The organism is Thiothrix subterranea, assembly GCF_016772315.1.
In the GTDB taxonomy this organism is placed as follows: Bacteria; Pseudomonadota; Gammaproteobacteria; order Thiotrichales; family Thiotrichaceae; genus Thiothrix; species Thiothrix subterranea.
Window position 1 is genome coordinate 395245 of the sequence record NZ_CP053482.1, and the last position, 13596, is coordinate 408840.

Genomic DNA, 13596 nt, shown 5'->3' on the forward strand with positions numbered 1-13596 from the left:
AGGATTCACACACGATGACGACTGCCTCTAACTTGCCTGTCACCCGCGCTTTGCTGAGCGTTTCCGACAAATCCGGCGTGCTGGAATTTGCCCAGTTCCTGCACAGCCAAGGCGTACATTTACTGTCCACGGGCGGCACTGCCAAGCTGCTGGCGGATAATGGCGTACCCGTCACCGAAGTGTCCGACTACACCGGCTTCCCGGAAATGATGGATGGGCGCGTGAAAACCCTGCACCCGAAAATTCACGGCGGCATTTTGGCACGTCGCGGACAAGATGATGCGGTCATGGCAGAACACAATATCGGGCGTATCGACCTGATCGTGGTTAACCTTTACCCGTTTGAAGCCACCGTTTCCAAGCCCGGTTGCAGCTTTGAAGACGCGGTTGAAAACATCGACATCGGCGGCCCTACGATGGTTCGCGCCAGTGCCAAAAACCACGCGCATGTGACTATCGTGACTGAACCCGGCGATTACGCACGTATTCAGGCGGAAATGGAAGCCAGCGCAGGCTGCATCACCCCGGCTACCCGTTTTGATTTGGCGATTAAAGCGTTTGAACACACCGCACGTTACGACGGCATGATTGCCAACTATTTCGGCGCACGGGTCGGCGAAGCCAGCCATGCCGCACCCGCGACGTTCCCGCGCACTTTCAGCCTGCAAGTCGAGAAGAAGCAAGATTGCCGTTACGGTGAAAACAGTCACCAAGCGGGCGCGTTTTACGCCGAATACAACGCCCCACAAGGCAGCATTGCTACCGCCATCCAGATTCAAGGCAAGGAATTGTCTTACAACAATATCGCCGACACCGATGCCGCACTCGAATGCGTCAAGCAATTCGACGGCGCACCGGCTTGCGTTATCGTCAAGCACGCTAACCCGTGCGGCGTTGCCATCGGCGCGAATTTGCTGGAAGCCTACAACCGCGCTTACAGCACTGACCCTGAATCAGCCTTCGGCGGCATTATTGCATTCAACCAACCGTTAGACGGCGAAACCGCAAAAGTGATCGTGGATCGTCAGTTTGTGGAAGTCATTATCGCACCGGGGGTTTCGCCTGAAGCTGTTGCGGTGGTTGCTGCCAAGAAAAACGTGCGCTTGTTGACCGTGGATATGTGGAGCGGTGACGTTCCCAATCGCCTCGACTTCAAACGGGTTAACGGTGGCTTGTTGGTGCAAACGGCTGACATCGCGTTGCTGGATGAGCTGAAAGTCGTGTCTACGCGCCAACCAACGGATGCCGAGTTGCTCGACCTGCAATTTGCTTGGAAGGTTGCCAAATTCGTTAAATCCAATGCGATTGTCTACGCCAGCGGTAATATGACGATTGGTGTGGGCGCGGGTCAAATGAGCCGTATCAATTCAGCACGCATCGCCGCCATCAAAGCCGAACACGCAGGTTTAGTTGTGCCGGGTTCCGTGATGGCATCGGATGCGTTCTTCCCGTTCCGCGATGGTATCGACAGTGCTGCCGCCGCAGGTATTAAAGCGGTGATTCAACCGGGTGGTTCCATGCGCGATGAAGAAGTGATTGCGGCGGCAAATGAGCATGGGATGGCGATGGTGTTCACGGGGATGCGCCATTTTAGGCACTGATTGCTTTTTTATGATTTAAAACATTAACTTAGCAATATTGTGAATATATGACATACCGGGCAAGTACCGTGTGTTATGCAGTATCGCAGAAACGATAAAGCCGGGAACTTGCCCGGCCTTGTCTATTGGTACTTATGCGGCTTCTTTCGCCCCTGCCAGCCTGTAAACACTGTTACGCGCTATCTGGTACTTATCGGCAATAGCCTGCATGGAAAGAATCCCGGCCTTCACATCCGCCCGGATACCTTCGAGCTGGTCATCGGTCATCTTGGGTTTGCGCCCAAACTGTACGCCCTTGGCTTTCGCTGCTTTGCGTCCTTCGTCACAGCGTGCGTTTATAAGGTCACGCTCAAACTCTGCCAATGAACCTAGGATGTTGAACAGTAACTTACCCGTTGGTGTGGTGGTATCAATCTGCTGATCGGTCACAACAAAGCCAACACCGTTTTTCTGTAGCTTGCTGGTGATGCTTGTCAGGTCGTTCATGCTACGTGCCAGCCTGTCCAACTTGGTGATTACGAAAATATCACCATCACGCGCAAATTCTAGCGCCGCCTGAAGTTGCGCCCGATCATCTGCACTTTTGCCGCTTTGCTTTTCATGGAATATCTTTTCACATCCAGCCGCTTGGAGCTTGTCCAGTTGCGTCTGGTAGTCCTGCCCTGTCGAACTTACCCGTGCATATCCGATTTTCATCCTGTTATCCCCTGTTTGTGTCATGCCGTGGCATGGTGTGTAAAAACTGTAACTTAACTTGTAACTATTGTACTAAATATCTTAGATGATAGCTAACACTATTTTAGTACAAGTTTTAGTACAGTTATGACACGGCATAAACCCGCATTCCACGCCCTGATACAAGGATTCTTGTTTTGTACTAAATGTTTCAATATTTAGTACAGTTGGTTTCCTGCCATCCAGACGCAAAAAAGCCGCATCAGGTGCGGCTCATTCATTGGGTGGTGGTTCATCGCTTCCGGTATTCATCAAGCTGGTGAACCCGTGCCGTGTAATCGTTGCACCATCGCCATTGGGGTGAAGATTGCATAATCACCTCCCCCACGGGGTAACTTGCCTATGCTTGCAACGATCTTGCAGGCAGTCAGTACAGCGAACCATTCCCGCCGGTATCTCCTCAGTTTGAGGCTGTACCCGTCCAAGGTGTTGAAAAGCGAACCAACGAACCGCCGTCACAATACCTGCCTGCTTTACCTCACCAGTGCCGAATGATTGCAGGTCATCACCAAAGAAAGCCGCCAGTTCCTCGACAGTGACAGGCAAGCCAGCCGCCGCCGCTTCCAGCCGTTTCATACCCTGCTTTTTCAGTTCTGGCGCGTTGCTATTGCTATTCCTGCTATTCTTGCTATTCCTAGATAATTCATCTTTAGAATCAATACTTTGCAGAATAGCAGGGTTTGCTATTTCTGGTGCTAGTCTTGCTATTCTTGCTATTTTTAGCTCACTTTTTGAGCAAATAGCAGGTTTTTCAGTAGCGAGCGGGTCGTAATCGGGGTTAAGCCAGTCTCTCAGTGCCATTATTTGCCGCCTTCCAGCAATGCCGGGTTTACTTCAATCACAGCTATTTTGCCCTCTTTCGTTTGGCGGATACGGTTTGCACGTTCCAGCGTGTCGAGTGCCTTATTCAGTTTGTCGACCTTGCGCAAACTTGCAGGGGTTACGCGCTGCATTGCACTGGTTTTGCCTACTGCATTGCTTCCAGTCGCTTTGCATTCAGCAATTAGCCACGTATCCAGCTTTACGGCTTCAATGTCATCTTTGGGTAAAGCGATTTCACCAAAGAAGCGCCGCGCTTCGTACAAGTGCCATCCTGCCAGCCTGCAAGCCGCCCTCATAGTTTCGCCGCTGATTGCGTCCAGAACATGCCCACCATTAAACAAATGGAACAAGCCAGCTAATCGCGCCGCGCTGTTGGGGTTCTTGCCCGCAATCTTCCCTTCCCCTTCAAAATCGCATCCAGCACCTAACGCACTTTCCACCGAATTAAGATACTTTACCCATATTTCTAGGGCTTCCCGCGATAACTGAAGCGTTGGCAAATTGTCAAATTTACCGCCTTTCCCGTTAGTGTATTGCTGTTCAAGTATTTCATGTAGTTGCTTGCGGAATTTTTCAATGTTTGGCGTTTCGGATTCAGTCAGTAGCGTTTCAACGTCTTCCATGCGTGTGCCTTGCGTTGTTTCAGGGAATGACAATAGCCAACGTCCAAAGAAGCCCGAACCCGTCGCCCCCCTTCCGTTCGTCTCGAAAAACTCCCGGATAAGATCGGGTTGAATGGCAAGCCCCATTGAAAACCGCGCACCAGTAAGGGTAAAGCTATCCTCTTCGTTACTGCGGGTTACTTCGATCTTGCCAGCTTCCCACATTTCATTAATGCGGGAAAAGTTGCGCATAGCTTTATCCTTTGCCATACCATGCCCGCCAAACACAGCGCCCGCTTCAGCCGCCATATTGCACAAGCTAGGCCATTTATTCATGCAGTGCTTAGCTATGCCTTCGGGTGTTGCGTCCTTAGTGGTCATTTTTGGCGTGTAAACCTTGGCGGGTTCGTTTTGCTCTAGCCATACAAGTTTTTCTTGTGCCTCTTGCATCTTTTGCAGGCTTGCCGGGTCGCCCTTGGATGCCGCGCTTTCAATGGCTTTCTCTAATCCGCGCTTTTGAGCGTTCCAGCTTGCAAATTCAGCCTTGTATGCTCTCAGGTCGGGTTCAAGCTCTTGCGTTTTGGTATCGCACCATTCGCCGATCTCCTCAGAAAAGAAGTCATCAGCCGCGCTTTTGCGTTCGTTGGGATCTCCAATCGTGACCATAATCAAACTGAGGGGCGACGGCTTCTTTAATCGTGGGTTTGGTTTGATGTTTGCAACACCTTGGCAAGCTGTCGCCAGTACCGACAAAGCAGAGTTTGCAGCGAGTGCAGCAGGGCATTTAACGATTTCCACTACCTCACGAATTGCGCCGCCGATAATGCCCGGTAGTGCATCCATCGGGTAAGGTGCTGCATGACTTTGCTGTGTGAGTGGCTCAGGTGTTGCCCACTGATACGCGGGTCTTTCTGATTGGCGGTTTGCGCGGTAATCATCCATAGCAATAAACTGTCTCATTGGTCGTTGCTCCCTTGTGATGCGTAGATTTCGAGAATCAGCATGTTCAGGGTGTAAGCCGCTGAAAGTTCATCCTCTAATGGGTTGATCGTGACGCGGTGCAAACTGCTTGTGAGGTGTGCTTGCCGCTGTAGGTATTGCCGGTGCTTAATCAGGTCTTCAAGGTCTTGGAGTGCTGACAGTATGTTTGCATCACGCCGCGCTTGTTCGTCTTTGCGCCGCGCATCTGCCAGCATTGCCGCCGCTTGTGCCTCAGCCTTGCGCCGTAGGGTTTCGCGCTCTCTGTCGCTGGCATTGGTAAGCCCTAGGCATTCAGCGACCGCCTGAAGCTGTTCTGATGGTGTCCAGCCGTATGCATGACCGAGCAATGAAAAGCCATCACCGCTTTGCAAATCACCGCCCCCGCTGCAAATCCACCGCCCGGTATTCTGATAGGTTGCATCAATCCTGAAGCGGTCACGCCCACCACATGCAGGGCAAGGGGTATGCTTAAGGTGTGAGGTGCTGGCAAGCTGGATACCTAACGACCGGTGAATCTGTTCCCACTGCCCCGCCGCTGCCGTGCGCACCTCTGGAAAGCCTAGATATTGGTTTTTTGCCCGTGCGGTCATGATTGCACCTTACATGTTATGTGTCCTGTTGTTGCCCGTACATATAACAAACTGCTATAATTTTCCTTGTCCAGTGAGGAGTTATTTGATTTTCCTTTTTGCCCCTGCAAGCCTGCCAGCTTGTGGGGGTTTCGCGTTACGGGGGGCGATAATCCCCCATGCCCTGCCCGCCTCATGCTGCCGACTCCATAGCCGCCGCTACTGCCGCCCCGTCCCATCTGGTCGTATTGATCCCGACCTTTTGCGGCTGTGGTAGTCGCCCCGCCGCCGTCCAACGCCAGATAGTCGCGATAGACACGCCGTACAGTGCCGCCATTTCCCGCACGTTCAATTTTTTGGTTTGCCAGTTGTCCAGATTGATTTTTTGCACAAGTTTTTTCCTGAATCGTCATAAAAAATCGAATATGCCTTTATTTGCGACTCGCTGCAACGTGTATTGATTGAATAAGTAACTGTAAAATATAACAATTTGCTATATTTACATGTTGCCAATCCTAATCAATTACTTACCGTTAAATATAACAATTTGCTATATTCGTTAATTTTTCATCTTTCCGCCGAATCTTGCCGAATGCGTCAGCCATCGCGCCAGTTGGTGCGGGTTGCGCGGGTTCTGCTTTCGAGTTGCCGTAACGGGTTTGAATCTTCCGGTGATGTTCCGAGTATTCAAAGCTGGTCATGTTTTGGGGAATGTCTGTGTGTTCCATTTCAAAAACTCCTGTTAATCGCCCTTGTAATAACACCGTCACGCGCTGGGCGCTGGTTCTGCACCAACAACTTTATTTCAGCGTCGATCAGTTCAGGGGGCGCACCACTTGGGAAATATGCCGTTCCATGCAGGGATGAGCTTTCTAAGCCGTCATCAATCAAATCGGCTTCGGATTTGTCAAACGTCCAATATCCGCATAACCAGTAAAAAACTTTCGTGTGTGGAACTTGCGGGGTTCTGTAAATGGCGGTCATGATTTAAATCTCGAATGAATGTTTTAAATGGGCAGAGGGTTTTAATCCCCTGCCCTGTTTGGGTTAATTAAGCCGCTCTCTTGTAACGTGGGTAAGTGCTACCTTCAATATAATCAGAGTTAGGCTTTAGAATTCCCTCCTCTGCCATTCGATCAAGGCACTCATTCCATATCGGGTTCATTTTCACTTTACCCAATTGGCTGAAGAATTGGCTATCCTTCCGAAGATCAAAACACGCCGGTTCTGAGAACTTGCCACCCGCCTGAACATGCCCCTTGAACAGCGTATAGAACTGATCGAATTCACTTCCTTTAGGAAGCTCAGGGGAAGAGGTAGGGGAAGTAGGGGGGGAAGTTGCGCTTCCCTCAGCTTCCTTTAGGAAGTTCGGGGAAGTGCTAGGGGAAGTACTTCCCTTGCTTCCTTTAGGAAGTTCAGGGGAAGTTGTCAGGGGTAGCGGGTAGACTGCTTCAGCAGTGCCTAACGCGGGGTTGTGCAAGCCGGTTGCGCCAGTACGTTGCTGGAATGGCATGGCAGGAAATGCGGTGGCGGGGGTGGCACTCTTGGCAATTTTGCCCGCTACTTTTAACAGGTCTTTATCGTCAAGATCGCACGGGTTAAACAGTTTTGCATAGCCATCAAATACCGCCGCTTGAATATCGGCCTCAGTGGTAGCACCAGACTTTTTAACCGTATCCACTAACGCACGGATGGTGTCAGATACAGACATACGCTGAATTGGCGGGGTAGGGGATTCGTCATTAAATACCTTACCGGCTTCATGGCGTTCCATTTCTGATTGATACAGTTTATTAACATTCGCCGCTTGATCGGGTGATTGTTTAAAGCCTGTTACCGATTTAATCACTGGCGCGTCAGATTGCCATTTTAGGTTTTCCGCTTCGATCTTTTTTTCAAAAGCTTCAGCGTCCTTTTCGGTTTCAAAATAGGTTTGATGCAAACCTAATCTTGCAATGGGGTTGCCATCTTCACCAATGCCAGTTTCATTCAAACGCTGCCATTCTTTAAGCGCTGCATCTGCTTCATGTGCTTTAAAAACCTTATCCATTTGCCGACCGTTTGCAAGTGTGCAATACAGGTGATGACGTTCGGCTACTTCAGGTTTTTTAATTGCGGATTCGATTGAATCACCAACGGTTTTTAAAACATCGCCTGTTTTTGCCGCCATCTGTTCACGGGCATGTTGCGCACGCGCATATTCGGTTGCAATCACTTCGGGGGATGCTTTTAAGCCTTCCTCAATTTTTGCCGCGTATTCGCTTACGGTTTGCTTTGCAGCGTTGGCGCTACTGGTGAATGCCGATGCGGGAGCGGATTCGCTGCTACGGTCGGAATAGGTGCTGATGCTGCCATCAAATTTGCGCGGGGGTTGGCGTAAATGGCGGGTCACGTCATAGCCATGCGCCATCAGGTATTCACGCGCCGCCGCGAATTGCCCGCCTAAGTAATGGAAGGCGTACTCGAAAAAGCTGATGATGATTAGCGAGACAAGAAACGAGCCGATTGTGCCAGACACACCGAACGTTTCACGTAACACGCTCACCAGTGCAGCATAATTCTTTTCGTCCTTTTCCATCGCTTTAGCGGTTGCAGCGAGGGCTAGGGCTTGTGATTGGCTTGCCGTTGCATGGCCTGCAATCATCTTGTTGACGGCTTCAACACGCGCTTTGCTACCTTCACAGTGTTTTTCCTTGCCTTGTGCGAGGCGCTGCTCACATTGCGCTAATTTCACTTCAGCGGCTTGCAGGTCGGCAGAGTAGGGCGATGCACTGGCAGTGCCACCAATCGCGCCAACAATGGCCTTATAGGTTGGTGATTCTTGGCTTTTGGTTTCCATGCGGATTGTATCGCGTTCCATGCCTTGCCCGACTTCGGATAGCAGCGAGAAGGACACCGCCACCACGACCGCTAGAACGGTCGCTTTCTTGCCGCCTGCGACATTGCCCGCACCGTAGAGGATAAATTGGTATCCCGTCATAACGGCAGTGATGCCGACGGCTACGATACCATTAGCCCACTGGGATGCATCCCACTCTAATACGTGCAAATTGCCTGCCAGATAGCCCACCACAAAGTAAGAACTCATCAGGAAGGCTACCGCCGCCGCCAGCATGTAGAACGTTTGGCGGGTCTTGTAATCGCTGTACGCGAGGCCAGCATTGAAGTTTTCGTTATTCATCATTTTTACCTCAGAACCAATAGCTTAAAAGAAGTACGGCGAACGCGAACAGGATAGCCCGCGCTCCGTGTTTGACTTGTGCAGCGACGAAACAGGCCAGACACAAGGTCAAGCCCATCAGGACATACAGCCAATTGCTTGCAGCAGGGAACATGCCCGCGTAATGCAGGCCGAATGCCGTAGGAATCAGCAGGAATGCCGCCCAAACGAATCCGGCAAACAGGAAGGCTATCCACGGAATTAGCGCGTGGAGGCGTTCCCAGTTGATCGGGGCGTTATCGGATAGCGTAGGGGTGTCAAAGTGCTGTAACGCTCTCACAGAGGCAACATGCGCTTGCTCTTGGGGTGTCAGTAGTGGATTGCTCATGACATTGCCCCCACTACTGCCCACAGCGCCGCCACTGCCAGCAACATTGCCCACGCTAAGCCATCCATGACAGGCGGCTTTGTGGTTTGGGTTGTGGCGCTGGTGCGGGTTGCTTGTGTTTTGGTTGGGGGGTTTGCCTGCGGTGGCACTTGTCCGGGTTGCAGGTAGACGTACTTGATTCGCTTGCTCATACCTCTACCTCCTGCATATCGCAATTGAGCCACACTTTGATGCTTGCGCCGCTGGTGGGGTCAATGCCGATGCAATAGCAGGAACAGGCGCGATAATCGCCGGAATCCATGCCGTAGTCGTGATAGTACGAGCCGCCGTTTTCGTCGCACTGCCAGTAATGCCCATCCTCCAGCCAATCCATACGGGGGGAACGATGCATTTACCGTGAAGGTTGGTATAGGCTTGCGTGTTGGTGCGTGCCTGTTCTGCACGTACCAAATCAAGCAAATCGACTTTTAAGCAGTCGAGAATACGTAGGGTATCAATCACGTTTTCGACGTATCCGCTTTTGTGGGTGGATACAGTGCTATCCAGTGCCGCCGCGTGTTGGGCAAAGATCGCCAGACTGTCGGCACGGGCGTGAATGTCACGTAGGAGGGTGTTTAGGTCGCTCATGATTGCGCCCCCTCATCAATGCCAGCCGCCAGCAATTCAAGCAGGGTTAATACGCCGATCAAAGCGTTGCAATGGTTGCCCAGCTTCAGAGCGTTCATGCAGGTGATGTGATTCGAGACAATGGCATGGATTGCCGCGAGGTCGGCAAGGATTGCGCTTGCATCAAGGTTGCCCATTTTGGGCGGTTTTGAGGTATCATTTTTCATACTGGTTACTCTTCTATGGTTGTCAGTAAATGGCTGTTCTGGTGCTAGTAACACCTTGCAGCCCTTAAGCGCCTCTTCCGTTACGGTTGGGGCGTTTTCGTTTGTGGCTTATGCCGCTGTCTGTTTCTGTTCTGCCTCCTTCAATTGCTTCAAAACTTCCATCAATTCACCGTTAAAACTGCGGTTGTTCCGCTTTGCCCGATCTGCAAGCCATGCGTGAAGGTCTGGCTTGAACCGGGTCTGTGTTCTGATTGCTTGGGTTGGCATATTGTCGTTTCCATTGTGACACTGTTTAAGTGTCTTAAGCGTGACATGACACCGCCACAGTGTCAATAGAAAGATGACACTATTTTGATGTAACATTCAGGGATGGAATACACGCGCATAACTTTCAGAATCCCGGTTGATTTGCATCAGGAATTGATGGAAGCATCAGAGGAAAATAGCCGATCTATGAATGCGGAAATAATCGCAAGGCTTCGGCTTGCCAGTGGTTTGCCAGATGGTGAAGAACAGACACTTACAGCCGCGCAAGTGCGCCAGATTGTCCGGGAAGAACTCAGGACAGCAAAGAACCTGCCCGATCAGCTTGATGGTGATTCGCCGCCTTACGTCGTCAAAAAATAGAGCAATCTGCTATTTTCCGCATAACAGGCCGTTATTTTTCAGGGTGGCGTTTTCGGAAACGATACCGCCGCCGTTGGATGCCAAAAACGGACACCCAAAACGAAGCCCTCAATTTGAGGAGTTGCCGCACGCTTCCCAAAACGGACACCGAGTAGCGCCCCACAATACGCCCGCGTGTTCCTGGAGCTGGTGAAGGTCGCATTAGCCGCTACTTAATCCGCAATCAGCCCGAATTCATCCGCAATCGCCCGATCATGGGCATACTTGCACTATTTGCCCTGAATAGTGAAAGCATGGTGAGGGGTTTTGTCAGTTTTGTCAGTTCGACACAGACACGCTTTCGCGTTTTTTAGTCCACGTCCTTCACGCCTTCGAGAAGGTCTAACCATTCCTCATGTTTTGCCGCCGTGTTCAGGTCAATGGCTTGCGTTGGTTTGCCGTGACCACGATCAAGGATTGAATTACAAGCTGATACCCTTGCCGCTGGTGGGCTTGCTTCGTCGCGCATGATTGCCACCAGCGTTTCAAGTGCGTCAATCGTGTACTCTTGAGCAGCTTCACGGATGGGGTGAGTAACCTTGTTTGGTGTGCCGGGTTTGCGCCCGCCTGTCTTTGCTGTGCCTGCTGGTCTTGGCATTGTGTAACCCTCTAATTTCTAAATGTTTTCCATTTTAGAATCAATCGCCCAAAAATGTCAGGTTTTGTCAGGTCGCTACTGTTGATTCAATGCCCGCACGAAACATACATTACTAGAGTTTTATAGAGTTCAAACCTTAACAAACCATAACAGGTTCACACGCCCGCCAGTTTCCGCACTGCCCGGAATCGTAACCCGCCTTGTGAAGCCGTGCCGCTGCCTGATTGGTCGCTGTAGAAGCGCCTCAGTGTGCAGTGATCGTTTAGCCATGCCTAATCCTGCCCATCATTCAGTGGGCAAATTATAACAGCGTTTTTAATTCACTGGTTCAATGGGTGGCGTGGTTTCTTGATCGGGTTTTGATTGGTACGCCGTTGGGGTGTTGGATGCCTGCTTTTCAGGAATAGCAGGAATAGCAGGAATAGCAATAGCAAGCGTGTGAAAGTGAAAACAGGGGTTAGCAAAACACTAAGTTATTGATTATATAGTATATGTATATTTATTAATCACTTACACTTACTCAATATTGATTAGTAATTAACCTAAAAATAGCAGGAATAGCAGGAATAGCAGGAATAGCAAAAAATCAGGGTGGAAATAGCAAACCAATGAGGAGCGATGAATAGCAGAACTGGCAAGAATAGCAGGCAACCAACACCCCAATGGTGAGCACAAAAAAGCCGGGAACTTGCCCGGCTCATTTGATGGTCATTTGATGGAAGCTAACCTGCCCGCAAGGTGTCGAGATAATCCGCCCACGCTTGCAGCATTTCGCGCCGTTCTGTCAGGTAGTCAGCCCGGTTATATGCCCGCCTGACTACGTTCTTGTCAGTGTGTGCAAGCTGTCGCTCTATCACGTCTGAATCCCACGCCCTGCTACCGTCTGGCTTGCGCATTTCGTTCAGGCGTGTGGATGCCATGCCCCTAAATCCGTGTGCGCACATTTCGCCGTCTGTGTAGCCCATATTGCGCAATGCCGCCGTGATGGTGTGGCCTGATAAGTATTGAGCATTCCCGCGAACATTGGGGAACACGTAGCGCCCCCGCCCGGTGTACTGGTGCAAGTCTTGCAGGATAGCCACGGCTTGCAGGGGTAACGGGACGATGTGCCAATGCTGTTCCAGATTTGCCGCCTTGATGTGCTGCTTTGACTTCATGCGGGTGGCTTGAATTGTCCATGTAGCTGTTGTGAAATCGAATTCCGACCACTCAGCCGCCCGCAACTCTCCCGGCCTCAGCATAAGCAGAGGGGCAAGCCGTAGAATGTGCTTTGTCTGGATGTAACCATTGTAAACGTCGATATTGCGTAACAGCTTGCCGATCTCTACAGGGTCGGTAATGGCTGCCCTTGGTTTCTTCACCCTTGGGGCAAGTATCATTGTGGGGTCAATATCCGCCGGGTTACGGTCTGCCACCTCTAACACCATGCCGTATTTGAATGCGCCGCTGGTGATTTGCCGCATCAATGCCGCCTGAGTGGATGCGCCCCGCTTTTCCATTGCCAGCATGATACGTATCACATCCGAGGGGATTACATCCTTTACAGACTTTTGACCGATTACCGGGAACACATCACGGGAAAAAATGCGTAGCACCTTCTCCCGGTATGATTCACACCATTGGCTTTTGTTTCTTGGGAGTTCGCACCAGTCGAGCGCCAGTTCTTTGAATGTGGTCTTGGATGCTTCCGCTACCTTGTCCGCCCGCTTTGCCGTCATCGGGTCTATGCCCTTGGTTAGCCCTACTTTTGCCGCCTTGTGTGTGTTACGCGCCTCAGTAATGGTTATCTGTGGGTACGTGCCAATAGGTAGGGTTTTTCGCTTTCCAGCGTATTGGTAGTCCAGCCGCCAATACATGCCCATTCCGCCAGATTTCAACGGCTTAAGCTTGATATACAGCCCTTCACCATCCACCAACTTTCCTTTGTCCGGGATGATTTCATTTCTGTGAATGGCTTTTAAATCTTTGTCTTTGAGAATGCCCACGGTACTTGCTCCACACTGCGAATAGATACCGCACAAGATACCGCGTCTTATTCGGTATCAGCAAGAATCAAAGCTGTGATATTGCCCCGTAAGTTGTTGTTTTGATACGTAGTGAGGCGGGATGAAATGCTTATGTAGAAAATGCGCCACTTTAGGCACTAATGGCTAATCAATAGTCACCACAAAAAGGGCGCAATGTGCGCCCTTTTTCAAAATGGTACGTGGAACAGTTGGCGAATGCCTTGTTTCATGCGACTGCTGGCACTTTCTGATTGTGATTGCGAGGCAGCAAAGACTTCACGCGGCGTATAGCCAAACGTTTCGTTAAACATGCCAAAGTCGATGCGAAAACTTTCACCTTCCACGTAATAAGAAAGCAATTCAACTAACGGCATTTCGCGATCATGGTGCGGTCTAACGGTTTTAATAAAACCTTGACGGCTTAACTCTGTCGTCGCTTTGATAATGCGCTTGCGATTATTTTCATCGACAACATGCCATGCGATTAAACCACTTTCCGGGGTTGCCTGATCATGGTCAATGGCTTTTAGGGTAAATGTCTTAATCATCGTCTGTTTCCTGTGACCCACCAATAGTAGCAAGTTATCATAAAATTTATATATGATAAATATAAGCTAATGAACCAAAGATGAACA

17 protein-coding genes are annotated in these 13596 nt (G+C 50.5%); 2 read left to right on the top strand and 15 right to left on the bottom strand.

Annotated elements, in window-relative coordinates; all coding sequences use genetic code 11:
- The first annotated feature begins 14 nt into the window (after window positions 1-14).
- Window positions 15-1601 carry a bifunctional phosphoribosylaminoimidazolecarboxamide formyltransferase/IMP cyclohydrolase gene (purH, locus tag HMY34_RS01920; protein WP_202717498.1) on the top strand — a complete coding sequence of 529 codons (1587 nt, stop codon included), beginning with the start codon at window positions 15-17 and terminating at the stop codon, window positions 1599-1601.
- Window positions 1602-1733: 132 nt separating this feature from the next.
- Here purH and HMY34_RS01925 read toward each other — a convergent pair whose 3' ends face one another.
- The 12 genes from HMY34_RS01925 to HMY34_RS01980 all read right to left on the bottom strand — a co-directional run bounded on the left by HMY34_RS01925 (window position 1734) and on the right by HMY34_RS01980 (window position 9691).
- Window positions 1734-2297, bottom strand: a complete 564-nt coding sequence (locus HMY34_RS01925; RefSeq protein WP_202717499.1) for a recombinase family protein — start codon at window positions 2295-2297, stop codon at window positions 1734-1736.
- Between the two features lie 354 nt (window positions 2298-2651).
- Window positions 2652-3137, bottom strand: a complete 486-nt coding sequence (locus tag HMY34_RS01930) for a hypothetical protein (protein WP_202717501.1) — start codon at window positions 3135-3137, stop codon at window positions 2652-2654.
- A complete protein-coding gene (locus HMY34_RS01935) occupies window positions 3137-4720 on the bottom strand; it encodes a YfjI family protein (protein WP_202717503.1) in 1584 nt (527 codons plus the stop codon). Before HMY34_RS01935 ends, HMY34_RS01930 begins: the two co-directional genes overlap by 1 nt.
- Window positions 4717-5331 carry a primase-helicase zinc-binding domain-containing protein gene (locus HMY34_RS01940; RefSeq protein WP_202717505.1) on the bottom strand — a complete coding sequence of 205 codons (615 nt, stop codon included), beginning with the start codon at window positions 5329-5331 and terminating at the stop codon, window positions 4717-4719. Before HMY34_RS01940 ends, HMY34_RS01935 begins: the two co-directional genes overlap by 4 nt.
- A gap of 172 nt (window positions 5332-5503) precedes the next feature.
- A complete protein-coding gene (locus HMY34_RS01945; RefSeq protein ID WP_202717507.1) occupies window positions 5504-5701 on the bottom strand; it encodes a helix-turn-helix transcriptional regulator in 198 nt (65 codons plus the stop codon).
- A 142-nt stretch (window positions 5702-5843) separates the two neighbouring features.
- Entirely contained in the window at window positions 5844-6038 is a 195-nt protein-coding gene (locus HMY34_RS01950) for a hypothetical protein (RefSeq protein WP_202717509.1), read from the bottom strand.
- 1 nt (window position 6039) lies between these two features.
- The gene (locus tag HMY34_RS01955) at window positions 6040-6294 is read right to left on the bottom strand and encodes a hypothetical protein (RefSeq protein WP_202717510.1); all 255 of its coding nucleotides are present in this window, start codon (window positions 6292-6294) and stop codon (window positions 6040-6042) included.
- 67 nt (window positions 6295-6361) lie between these two features.
- A complete protein-coding gene (locus HMY34_RS01960) occupies window positions 6362-8491 on the bottom strand; it encodes a hypothetical protein (RefSeq protein WP_202717512.1) in 2130 nt (709 codons plus the stop codon).
- Window positions 8492-8501: 10 nt separating this feature from the next.
- Window positions 8502-8858 (bottom strand): hypothetical protein, encoded by a 357-nt coding sequence (locus HMY34_RS01965; protein ID WP_202717514.1) that lies wholly within the window; start codon window positions 8856-8858, stop codon window positions 8502-8504.
- Window positions 8855-9049, bottom strand: coding sequence for a hypothetical protein (locus HMY34_RS01970; protein ID WP_202717516.1), 195 nt, complete (start codon window positions 9047-9049; stop codon window positions 8855-8857). Before HMY34_RS01970 ends, HMY34_RS01965 begins: the two co-directional genes overlap by 4 nt.
- A 4-nt stretch (window positions 9050-9053) precedes the next feature.
- Window positions 9054-9485 carry a hypothetical protein gene (locus HMY34_RS01975; protein ID WP_202717518.1) on the bottom strand — a complete coding sequence of 144 codons (432 nt, stop codon included), beginning with the start codon at window positions 9483-9485 and terminating at the stop codon, window positions 9054-9056.
- Window positions 9482-9691, bottom strand: coding sequence for a hypothetical protein (locus HMY34_RS01980; protein WP_202717519.1), 210 nt, complete (start codon window positions 9689-9691; stop codon window positions 9482-9484). Before HMY34_RS01980 ends, HMY34_RS01975 begins: the two co-directional genes overlap by 4 nt.
- 369 nt (window positions 9692-10060) lie before the next feature.
- On the opposite strand from HMY34_RS01980, the gene HMY34_RS01985 reads away from it, so the two are divergent.
- Entirely contained in the window at window positions 10061-10318 is a 258-nt protein-coding gene (locus HMY34_RS01985) for an Arc family DNA-binding protein (protein ID WP_202717521.1), read from the top strand.
- Between the two features lie 349 nt (window positions 10319-10667).
- Here the strand turns inward: HMY34_RS01985 and HMY34_RS01990 are convergent, their stop codons facing one another.
- From HMY34_RS01990 to HMY34_RS02000, 3 genes are all read right to left on the bottom strand, one after another.
- Window positions 10668-10955, bottom strand: coding sequence for a hypothetical protein (locus HMY34_RS01990; protein WP_202717523.1), 288 nt, complete (start codon window positions 10953-10955; stop codon window positions 10668-10670).
- Window positions 10956-11677: 722 nt separating this feature from the next.
- Entirely contained in the window at window positions 11678-12940 is a 1263-nt protein-coding gene (locus HMY34_RS01995) for a tyrosine-type recombinase/integrase (protein ID WP_202717525.1), read from the bottom strand.
- 209 nt (window positions 12941-13149) lie between these two features.
- The gene (locus HMY34_RS02000; protein WP_202717527.1) at window positions 13150-13509 is read right to left on the bottom strand and encodes a hypothetical protein; all 360 of its coding nucleotides are present in this window, start codon (window positions 13507-13509) and stop codon (window positions 13150-13152) included.
- Between the last annotated feature and the right edge of the window lie 87 nt (window positions 13510-13596).